General features: G+C 44.1%; 15 protein-coding genes. 8 read left to right on the plus strand and 7 right to left on the minus strand.

The genetic code is table 11. The features are described from left to right. Window positions 1–1,098: an NADH:flavin oxidoreductase gene (locus tag ACFI6L_RS17835; protein ID WP_014949654.1), complete on the minus strand. Its 1,098-nt coding sequence runs from the start codon at window positions 1,096–1,098 to the stop codon at window positions 1–3. A 330-nt stretch (window positions 1,099–1,428) separates the two neighbouring features. Continuing rightward, entirely contained in the window at window positions 1,429–1,740 is a 312-nt protein-coding gene (locus ACFI6L_RS17840) for a hypothetical protein (RefSeq protein ID WP_014949653.1), read from the minus strand. A gap of 326 nt (window positions 1,741–2,066) precedes the next feature. Here ACFI6L_RS17840 and ACFI6L_RS17845 point away from each other — a divergent pair, with 326 nt between their 5' ends. Continuing rightward, window positions 2,067–2,309, plus strand: a complete 243-nt coding sequence (locus tag ACFI6L_RS17845) for a DUF2164 domain-containing protein (RefSeq protein ID WP_014949652.1) — start codon at window positions 2,067–2,069, stop codon at window positions 2,307–2,309. A gap of 82 nt (window positions 2,310–2,391) precedes the next feature. Here ACFI6L_RS17845 and ACFI6L_RS17850 read toward each other — a convergent pair whose 3' ends face one another. From ACFI6L_RS17850 to ubiG, 5 genes are all read right to left on the minus strand, one after another. Continuing rightward, window positions 2,392–3,129 carry an SDR family oxidoreductase gene (locus ACFI6L_RS17850; protein WP_150141527.1) on the minus strand — a complete coding sequence of 246 codons (738 nt, stop codon included), beginning with the start codon at window positions 3,127–3,129 and terminating at the stop codon, window positions 2,392–2,394. Between the two features lie 114 nt (window positions 3,130–3,243). After that, window positions 3,244–3,516, minus strand: a complete 273-nt coding sequence (yfaE, locus tag ACFI6L_RS17855) for a class I ribonucleotide reductase maintenance protein YfaE (protein ID WP_014949650.1) — start codon at window positions 3,514–3,516, stop codon at window positions 3,244–3,246. Between the two features lie 12 nt (window positions 3,517–3,528). Beyond that, on the minus strand, window positions 3,529–4,659 hold the full coding sequence (gene nrdB, locus ACFI6L_RS17860) for a class Ia ribonucleoside-diphosphate reductase subunit beta (protein ID WP_014949649.1): 1,131 nt from the start codon (window positions 4,657–4,659) through the stop codon (window positions 3,529–3,531). Between the two features lie 122 nt (window positions 4,660–4,781). Continuing rightward, the gene (nrdA, locus tag ACFI6L_RS17865) at window positions 4,782–7,103 is read right to left on the minus strand and encodes a class 1a ribonucleoside-diphosphate reductase subunit alpha (RefSeq protein WP_014949648.1); all 2,322 of its coding nucleotides are present in this window, start codon (window positions 7,101–7,103) and stop codon (window positions 4,782–4,784) included. A gap of 549 nt (window positions 7,104–7,652) precedes the next feature. Continuing rightward, a complete protein-coding gene (ubiG, locus tag ACFI6L_RS17870) occupies window positions 7,653–8,357 on the minus strand; it encodes a bifunctional 2-polyprenyl-6-hydroxyphenol methylase/3-demethylubiquinol 3-O-methyltransferase UbiG (protein WP_014949647.1) in 705 nt (234 codons plus the stop codon). Window positions 8,358–8,659: 302 nt separating this feature from the next. On the opposite strand from ubiG, the gene gyrA reads away from it, so the two are divergent. From gyrA to ACFI6L_RS17905, 7 genes are all read left to right on the plus strand, one after another. Next, on the plus strand, window positions 8,660–11,374 hold the full coding sequence (gene gyrA / locus ACFI6L_RS17875) for a DNA topoisomerase (ATP-hydrolyzing) subunit A (protein WP_462574529.1): 2,715 nt from the start codon (window positions 8,660–8,662) through the stop codon (window positions 11,372–11,374). 145 nt (window positions 11,375–11,519) lie between these two features. Continuing rightward, the gene (gene serC, locus ACFI6L_RS17880) at window positions 11,520–12,605 is read left to right on the plus strand and encodes a 3-phosphoserine/phosphohydroxythreonine transaminase (RefSeq protein WP_342340911.1); all 1,086 of its coding nucleotides are present in this window, start codon (window positions 11,520–11,522) and stop codon (window positions 12,603–12,605) included. Window position 12,606: 1 nt separating this feature from the next. Beyond that, on the plus strand, window positions 12,607–13,890 hold the full coding sequence (gene aroA / locus ACFI6L_RS17885; protein WP_462574530.1) for a 3-phosphoshikimate 1-carboxyvinyltransferase: 1,284 nt from the start codon (window positions 12,607–12,609) through the stop codon (window positions 13,888–13,890). Window positions 13,891–14,073: 183 nt separating this feature from the next. Then, entirely contained in the window at window positions 14,074–14,745 is a 672-nt protein-coding gene (cmk, locus tag ACFI6L_RS17890; protein ID WP_039227644.1) for a (d)CMP kinase, read from the plus strand. Between the two features lie 118 nt (window positions 14,746–14,863). Further along, entirely contained in the window at window positions 14,864–16,534 is a 1,671-nt protein-coding gene (gene rpsA, locus ACFI6L_RS17895; protein WP_014949642.1) for a 30S ribosomal protein S1, read from the plus strand. Window positions 16,535–16,610: 76 nt separating this feature from the next. After that, window positions 16,611–16,898, plus strand: coding sequence for an integration host factor subunit beta (gene ihfB / locus ACFI6L_RS17900; RefSeq protein ID WP_014949641.1), 288 nt, complete (start codon window positions 16,611–16,613; stop codon window positions 16,896–16,898). 206 nt (window positions 16,899–17,104) lie between these two features. Beyond that, a complete protein-coding gene (locus ACFI6L_RS17905; RefSeq protein ID WP_462574531.1) occupies window positions 17,105–19,447 on the plus strand; it encodes a PilZ domain-containing protein in 2,343 nt (780 codons plus the stop codon). Window positions 19,448–19,473 lie beyond the last annotated feature (26 nt).

Genomic DNA, 19,473 nt, shown 5'->3' on the forward strand with positions numbered 1-19,473 from the left:
TTAAGACAGCGTTGCTAAGGCTTTTCCAGAGTATTGCTCTAGTTCGTTGGTGCGGTTTTCTTTTATTTTGTTTGCCCAGTTCGGATCTTGTAGTAGCGCTCTTCCTACAGCAACCAGATCAAATTCGCCAGCGTCTAAACGTTCAAGTAAATCATCGACTGAGCGAGTGCTGGAATCTTGCCCTTTGAATGCGCCGAAGAAGTCGTCATTGAGCCCAACTGACCCTACCGTTATGGTGGGCTTGCCAGTTAATTTTTTCGTCCAGCCTGCAAGGTTTAAATCACTGCCTTCAAATTCGTTTTCCCAATAGCGGCGCTGAGAACAATGAAAAACATCTACTCCAGCTTCACTTAGCGGCAGAAGAAACTGTTCTAGTTCTTGGGGCGTGTGCGCTAAACGAGCGGTGTAATCTTGTTGTTTCCACTGCGAATAGCGCAGTACGATCGGAAAATCGGGACCGGTTGCATCACGTATGGCTTTAATTATTTCAACCGCAAATCGTCCACGATTTTCCATGTTACCGCCCCAACTGTCAGTTCGCTGGTTTGTGCCTTCCCAGAAGAACTGGTCGATTAGATAACCATGAGCACCGTGAATCTCAATTCCATCCATACCAATAGTTTTGGCATCTGCTGCTGCTTGTGCAAAGGCAGTAATCACGGATTCAATGTGTTCAACGGTCATAGGTTCAGCGCCCTGTTTTCCTGGTTTGAATAAACCTGAAGGCCCTGCACTTGGAAGTTCAGGATAAGGCGCTTTTTCCGCTACCCTCGCCATACCCACGTGCCATAGTTGAGGCATAATTTTCCCACCGACACTGTGAACTTCATCTACCACATTTTTCCAACCGGCTAGCGCTTCATCGCCATGGAATTGAGGGATATTTGCATCCATCGTAGCTACTTTATCGTTTACTGTAGTGCCCTCGGTGATAATCAAACCTGTGCCACCTTGAGCTCGGCGTTTATAGTAACCAGCTACATCGTTGGTAGGTACGCCGTTAGGCGAAAATTGACGAGTCATGGGGGCCATAACAATTCGGTTGGTTAACGATAAGTTGCCCTTTGAGTAAGGCTTAAACAGTGCGTTAGCTGCCATTTTTTGTTCCTGATTTCTTTATTGCAATTGGGGCCGTTTGTACTTTCATCATAGAAAATGAAACGCCGCCATTATTATAGAAGTGTTAAACAAGTCATTAAGTTGGGGATTGTTGAGTCTTGATGTACAACAAAGAATAACTGGCTCTAGTATATCCTGCGTGATGTGTTGCAGGAGTAACATGATGGCTACCCAACTAAAAAACTATGGTTGATTCCAGATACTACTGTCGAGTGAGGGCAAGTCAATTTTCAAATGTTGATAGTAAGCCATAAGTAAAAGTGAGCTAAGAGCTCCATATCAGAAGCTCTCTTTCAGATATGAGCAGGCTTAATCTAAAATCTCTACAATTTCCCTTGTGGCTTGAATAAGGCGTACCACTTTGTTTTCAATGCGAACTGTTACTAACCCGTCTCCTCCCAAAGGCACAATGATGCGGGCATGGTTGTAAATATCACGATCTAAACGATTTCCAACGGCTAGCTTTTTTTCCCAACCCGGCGGTAATTCACCTGTTCGTTCATACTTCTTCTCTATACCCGGAGGGAGTGATTTATCTTTATGAGGGTTAGGGTTGGCGCAAGCAGGTAAACTATTTGCTGCTAGTACGGTTGTTATTCCGATAATAGGTAGAACTTTCATTGTTAACCTCGCAAATTACGTGAAAGCGATGCCCCATTTTGATGTAATTATCTACGCAAACTATTGCGATAGTGCTTTGAACAAAAGGGCATGTAGACTCTGCATTAAAATAACTGTTTTTAGACAATCAGCAATTAAAAATAGAGAAGTCTACAAGGTGTATACGAAAATCATACCAGGCCGAGTCTACATGCTAAAAAAATCTAAAATTAGGCGTGCGGTGTGTTAACGTTAAAACGTTTATAATTGCTAACGAGCAAGAAAAACGATAGTTGAGTCTAAAACAAAGAACGTGACATTTTATAAGTGACGAATGAAGGATGACAATGAGTGATATTGCATTTACCCGTGAGGAAAAAGACGCGCTAGTCGCTAAACTGCAACGATATTTTGATGATGAATTAAGCGTGGAACTTGGTCAATTTGACGGAGAATTTCTTCTGGACTTCATTAGTAAAGAAATGGGCGCATCGTTTTATAATAAAGGCGTAAACGACGCGAGAGCCGTTGTAGCATCTCGCTTACAGGTCATTGATGAAGAATTGTATGCCATCGAAAAAGTACTTTAAATTCAGAAATAAATTAAGCCTGCATTTGCAGGCTTAGTCATTAGATGGCCAATCAATACCATTACGTTAGAAATGAGCTGTATTAGAGTTCCTGACGGGTAGGTCTGATGATCATTTCGTTTATGTCTACGTCGCCAGGCTGCTCTATGGCAAACGTTACTGCACGTGCAATAGCATCTGCATCGATAGCATCGTCATACATATCATCTGCCATTTGCTTTGAGTCTTTGTGAGAAATGTGGTCAGTAAGTTCTGTCGCCACTGCACCAGGTGAGATGTTGGTAGAGCGAATTTCACCATTTGACTCCCTGCGAATGCCTTCACTTATTGCTTTAACAGCGAATTTAGTTGCGCAATAAACCGTTGCTCCAGGGAACACAACATGACCTGCCACAGAGGAAAGATTGATAATATGCCCGCTTTTTTGCTCTCGCATTTGTCCTAATACAGCTGCTACTCCATACATAACGCCTTTTATGTTTACATCTATCATCTGATCCCACTCGTCAACTTTCATCTCGTCAAGCGGAGCGAGTGGCATAAGACCAGCATTGTTGACGAGCACGTCAATACGCCCATAGGCATCTATGGCCGCTTTCGCAAGCGCCTTGACGTCATCCTTTTTCGTGACATCTACCGTTTGATAAGTAGCTTGGCCACCTGAAGATTCAATTTCATCTACAAGTTTTTTAAGACGGTCTTCACGGCGGGCGCCCAACACTAATTTAGCACCTTTATCCGCAAGCATTTTCGCCGTTGCTTCTCCAAGCCCGCTACTTGCACCTGTAATGATGACAACTTTTCCAGAAACTTCGCTCATAACATTATCCTTACGTTTGATTAGTGTTAAGTTGCTACGTAAAACTATTGAAGTGGATTACTCTAACGCGCAGAAACACTGTGAGAGTGATAGTGAGAGCGATGAATGAAAATTTTACAGCGGTACTTTTATTTTTAGCGGGCATTTAGCCACGCAACAACAAGGAAGAATTTCATCGTCGTCAATGAAGGCGAGGGGATCTGTGGTGTACTCAACTTCGCCTTCAATTAGCTTTGTGCGGCATGCACCACAAAAGCCTTCACGACAATGGTAGTGAATATGAACGTCCGCTGCTTCAAGGGCGTTTAAGATAGTGGAATCAGAAGGGGAAATAATCGCCCCCACATCGACAACGTCGATGCGGAGTGATTTATCGTTGCTGCTCATTAAGCTGTAGTTTTACAGCTCAAAATCAGCAAAGTCGTCTTCGCTCACGGCAGAGTCGATTTGACCAACAAGATAAGAGCTGATTTCAGACTCTTGAGGTGCCACTTGCACGTTGTCTGAATTCAAATAGTTATTCATCCATGGAAGTGGATTACTGCTTATCTCGAACGGGGTGTCTAGACCAATAGCAGACATACGTTGATTCGCAATGTACTCAACGTACTGGCAAAGAATTTCTTTATTCAAACCAATCATTGAGCCGTTTTGGAACAAGTAGTCAGCCCACTGCTTTTCTTGCTCGACAGCGTTCATGAAGATAGCACGCGCTTCTTCTTTACATTCTTCTGCAATTTGCGCCATTTCAGGGTCATCTTTACCCTTAGCCCACAAATTAAGGATATGCTGTGTTGAAGATAAGTGTAGATTCTCGTCACGGGCAATCAAACGAATAATCTTAGAATTACCTTCCATCAGCTTCCGTTCAGCGAAAGCGAATGTGCAGGCAAAAGACACGTAGAAACGGATTGCTTCCAGTGCGTTCACTGAGTTCATGCATAGGTAAAGCTTCTTCTTAAGCTCATACATGTTGATAGTGTGTGCAACACCATTCACTGTATGTACGCCTTCACCCTGTGTCTGCCAAAGCTGAGTGGCGAAAATGAGATCATCGTAATATTTAGAAATATCAGCAGCACGTCGCTTAATTTCGTCATTCACTACGATATCTTCGAATATTTCGCTTGGGTCTGAGAACAAGTTTCTCAAAATATGGGTATACGAACGTGAGTGAATAGTCTCGAAGAAAGACCATGTTTCAACCCAAGTTTCTAACTCTGGTAGTGAAATAATAGGCAAGAACGCGATGTTCGGGCTACGGCCTTGCACCGAATCTAACAGGGTTTGGTACTTAAGGTTTGAAATAAAGATGTGCTTTTCTGGGTCGGTCAATTTTTGGAAATCAACACGGTCGCGAGAAACGTCAACTTCTTCAGGGCGCCAAAAAAAGCTAATTTGCTTCTCAATAAGCTTTTCGAATATGGCATGCTTTTGCTGGTCGTAGCGTGCAACGTTTACGGGGTTACCGAAAAACATCGGCTCGATCAATGGATTAGTACTTTGCTGATTAAACGTAGTGTATTTCATGATGGCCTAACTAAAAACTTAATGATTAACGCGTATTATTGTTTGTGTTCTTGCTGCGAAACGTTAATGGCAAATGCAGTTAACTCCTTTTATGCATTTGCCATTTAAACAGGGGGCGTGTTCTAAATCTTACACGCACCACCTGCACAATCATCATCTTCCTCTACAACCACTTCTTCTTGACGTGGCATAGGCTCGCTCGCTTTAGCATCGAGAGCAGATGTGTCTGACGCGCCGTCGCGCGTGTTATGATAGTAAAGTGTTTTAACACCCAGTTTATACGTAGTAAGAAGGTCCTTAAGAAGAAGCTTCATTGGTACCTTGTTACCTTCGTAACGGCTTGGATCGTAGTTGGTATTCGCTGAGATAGTTTGGTCGATAAACTTCTGCATGATACCAACAAGTTGTAGGTAACCATCGTTTGAAGGAATATCCCAAAGTAGCTCGTATTGGTCTCTTAGCGTTTCGTACTCAGGTACAACTTGCTTAAGAACACCATCTTTGCTCGACTTAATGCTGATAAAACCACGCGGTGGTTCAATGCCGTTTGTCGCGTTAGAAATCTGAGAAGACGTCTCTGACGGCATTAATGCTGACAGCGTAGAGTTACGCAAACCGTGAGTTTTAATTTCTTCACGAAGTGCATCCCAGTCGTAGTGAAGTGGTTCATTACATACGCTATCAAGATCTTTCTTATAGCTATCAATTGGCATGATGCCTTGAGAATAGGTGGTTTCGTTAAACTTAGGACACGCACCTTTTTCTTTAGCAAGATTGTTCGACGCTTTTAATAGGTAATACTGCATTGCTTCGAACGTGCGGTGAACTAGACCGTTCGCGCTGTGATCAGAATATTTAACGCCATTTTTAGCAAGGTAGTATGCAAAGTTGATAACACCAACACCCAGCGTACGACGTCCCATCGTTGCGTTATATGCAGCAGGAACTGGGTAGTCCTGGTAGTCAAGCAGGTTATCTAGCGCACGTACTGCAAGGTCAGACAGCTCTTCAAACTCGTCCAGTGACTTAATCGCACCTAAGTTAAACGCTGAAAGCGTACATAGTGCAATTTCACCATTCTCATCATTAACGTGCTGAAGCGGCTTAGTAGGTAGCGCAATTTCAAGGCACAGGTTGCTCTGACGAACTGGCGCAACTTCTGGGTTAAACGGGCTGTGCGTATTACAGTGGTCAACGTTTTGTAGGTAAATACGACCTGTGCTTGCACGCTCTTGCATGAACAAGCTGAATAGCTCCATCGCTTTAATTTGCTTCTTACGGATGCTGTCGTCGTTTTCGTATTTAACGTATAGCTCTTCAAACTTCTCTTGGTCAGCGAAGAAGGCATCGTAAAGACCTGGAACGTCAGACGGGCTAAATAGTGAGATATAGCCGTCTTTCATCATGCGCTGGTACATTAGTTTGTTGAACTGAACGCCGTAATCTAGGTGACGTACACGGTTTTCTTCAACACCACGGTTGTTCTTAAGCACTAACAGTGATTCAACTTCCATATGCCAGATAGGGTAGAACAGCGTAGCAGCGCCACCACGAACACCACCCTGTGAACAGCTTTTAACGGCTGTTTGGAAGTATTTGTAGAACGGAATACAACCCGTATGGAATGCTTCACCGCCGCGAATAGGGCTACCTAGTGCGCGAATACGGCCTGCATTTACACCGATACCAGCACGCTGGCTTACGTATTTAACAATGGCACTTGCCGTTGCATTGATTGAGTCTAAGCTGTCGCCGGTTTCGATAAGTACACATGAGCTAAACTGGCGAGTAGGCGTACGTACGCCAGCCATAATAGGTGTAGGCAATGACAGCTTGAATGTTGAAGCGGCATCATAGAAGCGGCGGATGTAGTCCATACGCGTCGCTTTATCGTAATTTGCGAAAAGGCATGCCGCCACTAAGATATATAGGAACTGTGCACTTTCGTAGATTTCACCTGTAACTCGGTTTTGAACCAGGTATTTACCTTCGAGCTGTTTAACTGCAGCGTAGCTGAAGTTCATGTCTCGCCAATGGTCGATATACGAGTCCATTTCAGCGAATTCTTCAGGCGTGTAGTCTTCAAGCAGGTGCTTATCGTATTTGCCCATATCAACCATTTTACCTACATGCTCAAGTAGGGCAGGCGGCTCAAATTGACCATAGGCTTTTTTGCGAAGGTGGAAAATGGCCAAGCGCGCAGCTAGGTATTGATAATCTGGCGCATCGGTAGAAATAAGATCTGCCGCTGATTTGATCAGGGTTTCATGGATCTCGCTAGTATTGATACCGTCATAAAACTGGATTTGTGCCTTGATTTCAACTTGTGAAACTGAAACGTTTTTAAGTCCTTTGGCTGCCCATGTCACGACTTTGTGGATTTTCTCTAAGTCGATGGACTCTTTTTCACCGTTGCGTTTGGTGACTAATAAGTTGTTGTTCATGTTACTGGCCGTTTGTCTGTTAGCGCTTGATGCGTGGGCTATGTAATGCCCATTTTCATTTTTAATTTATTGAGTGTGAGTGAGATTATCACCATTGGCTCACGCCAGATAACAACACACACGAAAGCGGCCTAAACCAATACCGAAAGTACAAAGTAGAGACTGCTCATTTAATTTTTTCACTGCATTTATATTTTCAGCGAGGTTGATGTCACACACTGCATATGGCATTGCCATAATCTCGTTAGCGATCTGTGCGATCCCAGAAAATCTGCATTGGGATCACGTGCTGAATTAAACACAAGATAGTGAGGTTTTAGTCTTAATGCAACCCAATATCTGGTGGTATTTCAAGCACTCAATCTGGCATGAAATTTATGTTAGTAACAACTAACTTTTTAGCGTTCTACAAGCGTAAAATATCTGGATTGCAAGCATTTTTAATTATTTCTTCGACATAAAAATTAATTTATTCTTAGAAAATAGTTTTTATATAAACACGATATATGGTGTTTAAAATATCGCCGCAACCCAATATATAGTGTTAAATTAATTTTGCGCTACTGTATATAGTAAGTAGTTAACGTCGACATTATTCGCAGAGAGATAAAAGCCTTGAGAAATTGGGTCCATGTGTAGACCTGTCATATCTCGAGGCAGCAAACCAGCATGATCGGTCATCGCCATAAGTTCAGATGGTTTGATGAACTTACTGTGATCATGGGTGCCTTTTGGAACCAGTTTAAGGATATATTCCGCTCCTACGATCCCCATCAGATACGACTTTAGGTTTCGGTTAAGCGTAGAAAAGAAAACATGGCCACCAGGCTTAACCAACTTAGCACAGGCCAGTACAACAGAAGCCGGGTCGGGTACATGCTCTAACATTTCCATACAGGTTACCACGTCGAACTGTCCTGCATTTGCTTCTGCGAATGCTTCGGCAGTTGAACATACGTAGTCAACTTTTACCCCTGATTCTAAACCGTGCAGCTTCGCTACTTCTAACGAGGCTTCTGCCATATCTAAACCTGTTACCGTCGCGCCTGCACGCGCCATAGATTCTGCTAAAATACCGCCACCACAGCCAATATCGACGACTTTTTTGTCAAACAGGCCTTCACTGTGTTGATTAATGAAGTCTAAGCGAAGTGGGTTAATAAGGTGCAATGGCTTAAATTCGCCTTCTGGATCCCACCAGCGTGAAGCGAGTTCAGAGAACTTATTGATTTCTTGTTGATCGACGTTCGTCATGAGTAAAACAATCCTTAATCTATCTCTTTTTAAGATATCGTAAATCGAGGTTGTGTTTCACTGTTTTTAAACAGAAATAGACAAATTATAAGAAGGGTCGAACGAAAAATAATCGCTTGCCTTTTAGTTGATTAATAAGCGTAATTAAGCGCTACATAATTCTGTCATCAAGTGGTACACTCGAAGCACGATTATGACCCACATAATAATAACAGTGCGCTCCCACGCCTTGTTTTCACAATGATGTGAAGCGAAGTGCTGGATAACGCAGAACAAACCAAGATAAAGGGATTAAGCAGTTTATGTCTGATAACGCTAAAGAAATCCTCCCCGTTAATATTGAGGAAGAGTTAAAGAACTCTTACCTTGATTACGCGATGAGCGTTATTGTCGGGCGAGCCTTGCCTGACGTAAGAGATGGCTTGAAGCCAGTGCACCGTCGTGTGCTGTTCGCAATGAACGAACTGAAAAACGACTTTAACAAGCCATACAAAAAATCTGCCCGTGTGGTAGGTGACGTAATTGGTAAATATCACCCTCACGGTGACTCTGCAGTTTACGACACTATTGTTCGTATGGCCCAACCGTTCTCACTTCGCTATATGCTAGTAGACGGTCAAGGTAACTTCGGATCGGTAGACGGCGACTCTGCTGCTGCGATGCGTTATACCGAAGTTCGCATGGCTAAAATTGCGCACGAGTTACTTGCCGATTTAGATAAAGAGACCGTAGATTTCGTACCTAACTACGATGGTACAGAGCATATTCCTGAAGTATTACCAACGAAGGTGCCTAACCTTCTTGTTAACGGCTCATCGGGTATCGCGGTTGGTATGGCGACGAATATTCCGCCACATAACCTCACCGAAGTGATCAACGGCTGCGTAGCGTTAATTCAAGATCCGTCTATTACCATCGACGACTTGATGACACACATCCCAGGTCCAGATTTCCCAACGGCAGCTATGATCAGTGGGCGCAAGGGAATTGAAGATGCGTATCGCACAGGTCGCGGTAAAATTTATCTTCGTGCTAAGGCGGAAATTGAAACTGACAGCAACGGTAAAGAAACCATTGTTGTTAACGAGATCCCTTACCAGGTTAACAAAGCGCGTCTTATTGAAAAGATTGCTGAACTGGTAAAAGAAAAGCGCATCGAAGGCGTTTCTGCACTGCGAGACGAGTCTGATAAAGACGGTATGCGCATTGTTATCGAAGTTAAACGCAACGAATCTGCCGAAGTCCTACTTAATCATTTATACGCGAATACCCAGCTTCAAACGGTATTCGGTATTAACATGGTTGCGCTTGATAACGGTCAGCCTAAGGTATTCAACCTTAAAGAAACGCTAGAATGCTTTATTCTTCACCGCCGTGAAGTAGTAACACGTCGTACGGTTTTTGAATTACGTAAAGCCCGTGACCGCGCTCACATTCTTGAAGGTTTGGCGATAGCGCTTGCGAACATCGACCCGATTATCGAGTTGATTAAAGCGTCACAAAGCCCAGCAGACGCCAAGAAATCGCTTGTAGCACAAGGTTGGGACTTAGGTGATGTAGCGCAAATGCTTGAGCGCGCAGGCGATGACGCTGCACGCCCTGATTGGCTAATGCCAGAATTTGGTATTCGCGACGGCAAGTACTACCTGACAGAACAGCAAGCGCAAGCTATTCTTGACCTTCGCTTACACAAGCTAACAGGTCTTGAGCACGAGAAAATTCTAGAAGAGTATAAGCAACTTCTAGAGATCATCGCAGAACTTCTTCACATCCTAAACAGCCCAGAGCGTTTGATGGAAGTGATTCAAGAAGAACTTGAAAAAGTACGTGATGAATTTGGTGATGAGCGTCGTACTGAAATTACGGCAGCAAGTCACGATATTGATATTGAAGATCTTATAGAGCAAGAAGATGTTGTAGTAACGCTTTCTCGCGAAGGTTATGTGAAATATCAAAAACTTACAGACTACGAAGCACAGCGTCGTGGTGGCCGTGGTAAATCAGCAACCAAGATGAAAGATGAAGATTTCATCGAAAGATTATTGGTAGCTAATACCCACGATCACATACTTTGCTTCTCAACCCGTGGTCGCTTGTACTGGTTGAAAGTATATCAGTTGCCGTTTGCTAGCCGTAACGCGCGCGGACGCCCAATTGTTAACATCCTACCGCTTGAAGAAAACGAACGTATTACTGCTATTCTTCCTATTAAAGAGTTTGAAGAAGGCAAGTTTGTACTGATGGCGACGGCAAACGGTACGGTTAAAAAGACTGACCTGAGCCTATATTCTCGCCCACGTTCAAGCGGTATTATCGCCGTTAACCTGAACGAAGGTGATGAGCTGATTGGTGTTGATATCACTCACGGTGATGACGACATAATGTTGTTCTCTGATGCAGGTAAAGTGGTTCGCTTCAACGAGAAGCTTCGCGACAGCGAAACCGGTGAAGTTAAGCGTGACCCAGAGACGGGTGAAGAGCTTCTGGCACTTCGTCCTATGGGAAGAACAGCCACAGGTGTTCGCGGTATTCGTCTGCAAGATGGTCAAAAAGTGGTATCACTTATTGTTCCTAAAGGCGACGGCCCAATCCTGACAGCAACAGAGAATGGTTTCGGTAAGCGTACTCCGCTTGAAGATTACCCTGCGAAGAGCCGTGCGACACAAGGTGTTGTGTCAATCAAGGTGTCTGAGCGTAACGGTAAAGTGGTTGGCGCTGTACAGGTAGACGAAAACAATGAAATCATGCTTATTAGTGACCAAGGTACACTGGTTCGTACCCGTGTAGGCGAAGTGTCAGTAGTAGGCCGTAACACACAGGGCGTTCGCTTAATACGTACAGTAGAAGGTGAGCACGTTGTAGGGTTACAACGCATTGAAGAAGTGGAAGAGTTACAAGAATTCGACGAAGACGGTAACCTAATCATTTCAGACGATGCGCCAGAACAAGCAGAAACTGCTGTTCAAGAGCAAGAGAACACCGCAGAAGACGGTGACGGCTCAACGACAGAAGAGTAGGGATAGAGCGCAGGTATTCATACTTGCGCATTATCAGTGTTCTTTCAAACAAGCGGCTTAAGCCGCTTGTTTACCTAATAGACCCGCAAAACGTTCAAAACAAAGCGAGTTAAACGGTAATTATCTACAGGTGTTGAAAAACGCGATGAAAGAGGTTTTTAATTTTAGTGCTGGCCCGGCTATGCTTCCAAAAGAAGTCATGGAAAAAGCACAATCAGAATTTACAAATTGGCGCGATCTAGGCTGCTCTGTAATGGAAGTAAGCCATCGTGGTAAAGACTTCATTGAAATAGCGGCAAAAGCTGAGCAAGATTTGCGAGATTTATTGTCCATTCCTTCCAACTACCATGTGCTGTTCACGCACGGTGGTGGGCGTGGGCAATTTGCCGCTGTACCACTCAACTTATCCAACGCTAACGATACCAGTCTTCACCTAGTCAGCGGTTCTTGGTCTAAAGGTGCCGTTGACGAAGCAAACAAATACAACTACGCCAAAGTGGTGGGTGAAGTGTCTGAAAAAGACGGCTGTCACTACGTTGCGCAGCCTCAGTTGAGCGATATTGATCAATCTGCCGCGTATTACCATTTCTGTCCAAATGAAACCGTTGACGGAATCGCTTTCGATTGGCTACCAGAGTCGGGCAAGGTTCCGCTGGTTTCTGATATGTCTTCGACTATATTGTCTCAGCCGTTAGATGTAGCAAAACATGGCGTTATATACGCTGGCGCACAAAAGAATATCGGCCCAAGCGGCTTATCAGTTGTTATTGTTCGCGAAGATTTGGTTGGCAAAGCACGTAAAGAAACGCCCTCTATCTTCGATTATGCACTAGCGGCAAAGTCTGACTCTATGTACAACACACCGCCAACGTTCTCTTGGTACTTAGCGGGGCTTGTATTTGAATGGCTTAAAGATATGGGCGGCGTTGACGCTATGGCTAAACGCAATGCTGAAAAAGCGGCGTTATTGTATTCAGCTATCGACAGCTCTGACTTCTATTCAAGTAAAGTTCACCCAGACAACCGTTCAAAAATGAACGTGCCGTTTCATTTAGCCAATGCTGAACTTGACGGATTGTTCCTTAAACAGTCACAAGAAGCAGGGTTACTTGCTCTTAAAGGGCATCGTTCAGTAGGGGGCATGCGTGCCAGTATTTATAATGCAATGCCAGTAGAGGGCATTGTTGCGCTAGTTGAATTTATGCGCGAATTTGAAAGAGTGAATGGATAAAATGGAGCAGTTAACATTAGACCCGATTGCAAAAGTATCGGGAGAGGTCAATGTACCTGGCTCAAAAAGTCTGTCTAACCGCGCACTACTACTAGCCGCGTTAGCTGAAGGTGAAACTGAATTAACTAACTTGCTTGATAGCGAAGATATTGAGCATATGCTCAATGCTCTTACTAAGTTAGGTGTTAGTTATCGCTTAAGCGAAGATAAAACGCAATGCGTTGTACAAGGTAACGGAGGCGCATTCAACGTAGCTGAGCCTCTTGAGCTTTTCTTAGGTAATGCCGGTACCGCAATGCGTCCTTTATGCGCGGCACTCGCTGCTAGTAATGTCGACACAGTACTTACTGGTGAACCACGCATGGAAGAGCGTCCAATTGGTGATTTAGTGGATGCGCTGCGCGAAGCTGATGCTGACGTCACCTACCTTAAAAACGAAGGCTACCCGCCGCTTCAAATTAAAGGTAAAACTTTAAACGGTGGCGAAATGTCGGTGGACGGCAGTGTATCTAGCCAATTCTTGACTGCGCTTTTAATGGCTGCGCCATTATTTTCAGGTGATGTGACTATTCGTATAAAAGGTGAGTTGGTCTCTAAGCCTTATATTGATATCACGCTAGATACCATGGAAAAGTTTGGCGTTACTGTTGAAAACGACAACTACCAAACATTTACGGTTTCTGGTGACGCCAAGTACATTGCGCCGGGTAAATTTATGGTTGAAGGCGATGCATCATCAGCATCTTACTTCCTTGCAGCCGGTGCCATTAAAGGTGGAACAGTACGCGTAACCGGAATTGGCCAAAACAGCATTCAAGGTGACATTCGTTTTGCTGATGTGCTTGAGGCGATGGGTGCAACGGTGGTTTGGAACGATGAGTATGTTGAAATAACGGGTGCGCCGCTTAAAGGCGTGAACATGGATATGAACCATATTCCAGATGCGGCCATGACCATCGCGACTACGGCATTGTTTGCTGAAGGTCCAACTACCATGACTAATATTTATAACTGGCGTGTTAAGGAAACAGACCGTCTTGCGGCTATGGCCACCGAGCTTCAAAAGTTGGGTGCGAAAGTGGAAGAAGGGCATGACTATATTAAAGTGTGGCCGACTGACTCGCTAAAACATGCTGAGATAGACACGTATAACGACCATCGCATTGCCATGTGCTTCTCGCTTGTTGCGTTAAGCGATACTCCGGTAACAATAAACGACCCGGGCTGCACGCGCAAAACGTTCCCAGACTACTTTACCCGCTTTAAAACACTGTATAGCGCGTAAAGGCTCAAAAAATATTCCTCATAAATAATGGTAGGCAATGCCGGTAATCGCCTTACTTGCCCCATTGATCTGAATCAGGTTTAACCTGATGTTCAATGCCGCCAATTAGAGGCGGCATTGCTTATCTCTCACTAAAGCGTATAATTGCGCGCGATTTTTAGTAATTTAAACGATGGAGCAGGTATGCATTCCACACCCGTAGTCACGGTTGACGGTCCTAGTGGTGCTGGTAAAGGTACGTTAAGTAGCTTGCTGGCAAAGAAATTAGGGTGGCACTTTCTAGATAGCGGCGCAATTTACCGCGTATTAGCAGTTGCTGCACTTCACCACGACCTTCCGTGTGATGATGAAGAATGTGTTGTTCCTCTAGCAACCGGTCTTGATGTTAGTTTCGAGACGAATGGCGATAGCACTCGCATAATCTTAGAAGGCGAAGACGTAACTGACGATATTCGCACCGAAGAAGTTGGCGCCGTGGCGTCAAAAGTTGCGGCATTACCCCGGGTTCGCGAAGCACTACTTCGCAGACAGCGTGCTTTCCAACAAGATCCTGGTCTTGTTGCCGACGGTCGCGACATGGGTACAGTGGTATTTCCCGAAGCGCCTGTAAAGATTTTCCTTACAGCAAGCGCAGAAGCCCGTGCAGAACGCCGCTATAGCCAGTTGAAAGCAAAGGGCATGGATGTTAATATTGCGCGCCTTTTAACCGATATCAAGGCAAGAGACGAGCGCGATACACAGCGTGCAGTGGCTCCTTTGGTACCGGCACAAGATGCAGTAATTATAGATTCAACGGACTTGGATATTGACCAAGTCTTTGAAAAAGCGATGGATATTATTTCCTCACGCCTTTAATGACGAGAGCTGATCGCATCCAAAGCAGTGTTGCTACAGGAAGTGGCGACTAATTTTAATAACCCCGCGTTATCCGGATAAGAAGCGTGGATATCAACTTAAAAGTTATTTGAGACTTATGACTGAAAATTTTGCACAACTTTTTGAAGAAAGCTTACAAGAACTAGAAACACGTCCTGGTTCAATTGTAAAAGGTACTGTTGTTTCTATCGACAAAGACATCGTTCTTGTTGATGCGGGCTTGAAATCAGAAAGTGCTATCCCAGCTGACCAATTCAAAAACGCTGAAGGCGAACTAGAAATCGCTATCGGTGACCAAGTAGACGTAGCACTAGATGCAGTTGAAGACGGTTTCGGTGAAACTATCCTTTCTCGCGAAAAAGCGAAGCGTCACGAAGCGTGGGTTGAGCTGGAAAAAGCTTACGAAGATAAAGCTACTATCAAAGGCGTTATCAACGGTAAAGTTAAAGGCGGTTTCACTGTTGAAGTTAACAGTGTACGCGCGTTCCTTCCTGGTTCTCTTGTTGACGTACGTCCAGTACGTGACACTACGCACCTTGAAGGCAAAGAGCTTGAATTTAAAGTTATCAAGCTTGACGCTAAGCGTAACAACGTTGTTGTTTCTCGTCGTGCAGTTATCGAAGCAGAAAGCAGCGCAGAGCGCGAAACGCTTCTTGCTAACCTTGAAGAAGGTCATGAAATCAAGGGTATCGTTAAGAACCTTACCGATTACGGTGCGTTCGTTGACCTTGGTGGCGTAGACGGTCTTCTACACATCACTGATATGGCTTGGAAGCGCGTTAAGCACCCAAGTGAAATCGTGAATGTTGGTGACGAAATCAACGTTAAAGTACTTAAGTTCGACAAAGAGAAGCAGCGTGTTTCTCTTGGCATGAAGCAAATGGGCAACGATCCATGGCAAGAAATTGCTTCTCGTTACCCAGAAGGTACTAAGATCAACGGTCAGGTTACTAACCTTACTGACTACGGCTGCTTCGTTGAAATCGAAGACGGCGTTGAAGGTCTTGTACACGTTTCTGAAATGGATTGGACTAATAAGAACATCCACCCATCTAAAGTTGTTAACCTAGGTGACACTGTAGATGTAATGGTTCTTGAAATTGACGAAGAGCGTCGTCGTATTTCTCTAGGTCTTAAGCAGTGCATTGCTAACCCTTGGGAAACATTTGCTGAGTCACACGAAAAAGGTGACAAAGTGTCTGGTAAGATCAAGTCAATCACTGACTTCGGTATCTTCATCGGTCTTGACGGCGGCATCGACGGTCTAGTTCACCTTTCTGACATCAGCTGGAACAAGTCTGGTGAAGACGCGGTTCGCGACTACAAGAAAGGCGACGAAATCTCTGCAGTTGTACTTCAAGTCGACCCAGAGCGTGAGCGTATCTCTCTTGGCGTTAAGCAAATCGAAGAAGATCCTTTCAACAAGTATCTGACAGATAACAAGAAAGGTGCTATCGTTACTGGTACAGTAACAGCAGTTGATGCGAAAGGCGTTACTGTAAACCTAGCTGAAGAAGTTGACGGCTACATCCGCGTTGCAGATCTTGCTGTAGAGCGTGTTGAAGACGCAACAGAAGTAGCAAGCGTTGGTGATAGCATCGAAGCGAAGTTCATGGGCGTTGACCGTAAGAACCGCACTGTTAACCTATCTGTTAAAGCGAAAGATCAGGCTGACGAAAAAGAAGCTATCGATAAAGTTAACCAGCAAGAAGATGTTGGTTTCGCTAACGCGATGGCAGAAGCATTTAAAGCTGCTAAAGGCGAATAATGCTTTTGTGGGTGTGCAGATGCACACCCAATTCGCGATAGCTGTTTAAACAATAATATTGACAATGAGGTTAAGCATGACCAAGTCTGAATTAATTGAACGGCTCGCGGATCAAGCGCGTCATATTCCGGCGAAGGAACTTGAGCTGGCGATAAAAGAACTTCTAGAGCAAATGGCGCAAACTCTTCAAAAGGGTGAGCGTATTGAAATTAGAGGTTTTGGCAGTTTCTCTCTTCACTACCGCGCTCCACGCGTAGGTAGAAACCCAAAAACGGGTGAGACAGTGAAACTTGACGGTAAATATGTACCGCACTTTAAGCCTGGTAAAGAGCTTCGCGAAAGGGTAGACGCCTCAATCGCATAATGCATTTTAAAAGCCGCTGAAAAGCGGCTTTTTTGTGTCTGCTGCCTTATTGTTATTTAGCAAAATTCAATAGTCTATTTGCCTTAGCTAAAATAAGGCACTCGTTATTGCTGATATACTTTCGTTTAATTTTTGATACCTATTGACCCCAACTCAAATAGGGTTATATATTGTTCAAATAATAATAAACGGTATTCATAGAAGTAATGTCAGCCGGCGACGAACAAGCAATAATAAAACAATACCAGCCGCTCATTCGCGCGTTAATTCCTTATGAACAACAAAACAAGCTGTTAGAAGGAATTAACAAGTTTTCGAAGCGTCTACCTAGTAGTGTTCGAAAAGTAGTAAAAGAGGAGGTTGTTCGATTAACGTCGTTAACCGACGCTCCTGCTGATAACTCTGCCTTTGCTCAATTCCCCGTCATGAAATTCAAGCACTTCGGGGTTCAAATGCGCCTTGATAAAGTCGGCGCGCAGATACTCAAAAACGAAACATCACTTTATCAAGACAGATATACGGTAGGCGTGTTTGAGTCAGTAATGAACTCAGACTTCTACCAAAACCAAATAAAAAAAGAACAGTTCAAAAAAATTGTCGATGCTTTTAATGTTGAAAGCCAATCGTTTACTGATATAGATTTCGGCGATGACATCGCAATTCGTCCAAACTTTACTATTTCTTCCCCCGATTTTGAGAAAGGCCGTCATTGTTCAATCAGTTCGATGTCACACAAAGGCATTGCTCTTGAAACGAAAAGGCCACCGAACGCTTCTACTGGTGACATTATTACGTTCACTATTCCTGAAGTTAAAGGACTTACTAAAGAACCGACTGAAATAACGCTTGAACTAGAGTCGGTAAAATATAACAAGCACTTAGGGAAGTATGAGACATCGTTTGTTTTTCAAGACGACGTGGATAAAGGCTTTCTTGCAACCCTTAAACGATATGTAGCGATTACCGCGTATAAACAGCCTTTGCAGCGTGATTTAGAAATAGAACGCGCCATGCAAGAACTAGAACGCGACCGAATACTTGAAAATAGCCCGTGGTTGCCCGTGTTTCTCGCACCAGAGAAGAAGTCGCTTAAGCCCATTATTGCCCTGTTTACCAAAGCCAATGTCGAGCATAACGACGCCGAAAAACTCTTGGCTAGCCTACAAGATAAGCCTATCTTCGCGACGTTAGTTGACGAGCTGCGCAAGTACAATGAAGCGTATGTCTTTCATGGCAACATCAAAACCAAAAATGGTAAGGTTCAAATAACAGCGACGCATAGACAACTGCTGGCATTAAAACAGCTTAACGCGTTGGTTTATCTTCTTGCCAAAAGTGGCGACTTCATCTGTACCCATTGTCGACTTGATAGCGTGACGCGAGAAGATAAACAAAAAGCGTTCGCTATTCACGATATTGCCAGTAAAGAATTTGAGCAACTGGCGCAGATTTCCCATGTTCTTTACTGTAAAGACGTGTCTGCTTATCTTACTAATCTGACCCTTTCAGCAAAATGCGATTTCAAACCCTTGTCAAAAACATTGAGGGCTAGTGGCAATAACTGGCGAATTGATTATGTTATGGAAGAGGATTTAGATAGACGTAGTGAGACACGTTACGTTATTGATAAACCTGCCTCTATTAAAGTTGGACTGCTGACATCGATTGATGCGCGGGTTGCTGATCTAAGTGCAAGCGGGATGAAGTTAATCGTTGCACCGAAAAGTGAGCTACAAAAGGAAATTCGTGTTTCAGTACCGGAACTGAAAATTAAAGGTGAAAAATATAAGGTTGTGCACTACCAAGCGGAAACGGGCGTGGTGAGGTTGTGTCTTGTTGAAGATACACGTAAGGCTAAAGTGAGCTCGAGCGTCGATCATATGGTTGAAGAAAATACCGCGTATTTCAAAGTAAGAGATATTGCGCGTATTCAACGCTCAACTCACCGTTATATCTGGGAATTGGCGGTTAGGCATATGCCGTCTTTATCGGTACTATGTGTGATGAACCGCTTTACGTTAGACAGGCTCAAAACGGTGTATCAAAGTGACGCATCTGATGATCTTTATCCTTTTTCGCGCACTCAAAATATTATCCCACTGCACGGCTTTTTTGCAGACAAAGGGCAGGCTAAGCCCAAGTCACAAATTCTAGAGGCGATGTTCAAAGAAACATCTGAACAAGCGTTAGTGGTTCACTGCGTTAGAAAGAGCGACAGCCGCTTAGTGTATATAAAAGAGCGCGACTTCCTTTTTTCTAAGTTGCGAACACAGATAAAAACTCAGTTAGATGAAGAAAAAATACATCTCAGCGCCACAGATGTCACTGCTATTCGATGTCACGGTGCGATAACGCCATTAACTAAGAAGCGTCTTGCCCAGCTATCAAAGCTAGACAAAGCCATGTATGACAAGCTCGAAACGATGCAGGCGGGTTATACACACTGTATTTTTATTACTAATATGTCAGCCCTTCACCACGATTTAGTGGTAGACAATCTTATTGCCAAACCCCAACGTCAGGATCTAGAAAGCGAAGGCGCTGCTTAATGCCAAAGCCTTCTGAGTGGGCAAAT

It is taken from the genome of Alteromonas sp. G4i35, assembly GCF_054960375.1.

Bases quoted from the DNA above. Each gene is read 5' to 3' on its own strand.
- ACFI6L_RS17835 (WP_014949654.1), bottom strand. From the start codon at position 1,098: ATGGCAGCTAACGCACTGTTTAAGCCTTACTCAAAGGGCAACTTATCG.
- ACFI6L_RS17840 (WP_014949653.1), bottom strand. From the start codon at position 1,740: ATGAAAGTTCTACCTATTATCGGAATAACAACCGTACTAGCAGCAAAT.
- ACFI6L_RS17845 (WP_014949652.1), top strand. From the start codon at position 2,067: ATGAGTGATATTGCATTTACCCGTGAGGAAAAAGACGCGCTAGTCGCT.
- ACFI6L_RS17850 (WP_150141527.1), bottom strand. From the start codon at position 3,129: ATGAGCGAAGTTTCTGGAAAAGTTGTCATCATTACAGGTGCAAGTAGC.
- yfaE (WP_014949650.1), bottom strand. From the start codon at position 3,516: ATGAGCAGCAACGATAAATCACTCCGCATCGACGTTGTCGATGTGGGG.
- nrdB (WP_014949649.1), bottom strand. From the start codon at position 4,659: ATGAAATACACTACGTTTAATCAGCAAAGTACTAATCCATTGATCGAG.
- nrdA (WP_014949648.1), bottom strand. From the start codon at position 7,103: ATGAACAACAACTTATTAGTCACCAAACGCAACGGTGAAAAAGAGTCC.
- ubiG (WP_014949647.1), bottom strand. From the start codon at position 8,357: ATGACGAACGTCGATCAACAAGAAATCAATAAGTTCTCTGAACTCGCT.
- gyrA (WP_462574529.1), top strand. From the start codon at position 8,660: ATGTCTGATAACGCTAAAGAAATCCTCCCCGTTAATATTGAGGAAGAG.
- serC (WP_342340911.1), top strand. From the start codon at position 11,520: ATGAAAGAGGTTTTTAATTTTAGTGCTGGCCCGGCTATGCTTCCAAAA.
- aroA (WP_462574530.1), top strand. From the start codon at position 12,607: ATGGAGCAGTTAACATTAGACCCGATTGCAAAAGTATCGGGAGAGGTC.
- cmk (WP_039227644.1), top strand. From the start codon at position 14,074: ATGCATTCCACACCCGTAGTCACGGTTGACGGTCCTAGTGGTGCTGGT.
- rpsA (WP_014949642.1), top strand. From the start codon at position 14,864: ATGACTGAAAATTTTGCACAACTTTTTGAAGAAAGCTTACAAGAACTA.
- ihfB (WP_014949641.1), top strand. From the start codon at position 16,611: ATGACCAAGTCTGAATTAATTGAACGGCTCGCGGATCAAGCGCGTCAT.
- ACFI6L_RS17905 (WP_462574531.1), top strand. From the start codon at position 17,105: ATGTCAGCCGGCGACGAACAAGCAATAATAAAACAATACCAGCCGCTC.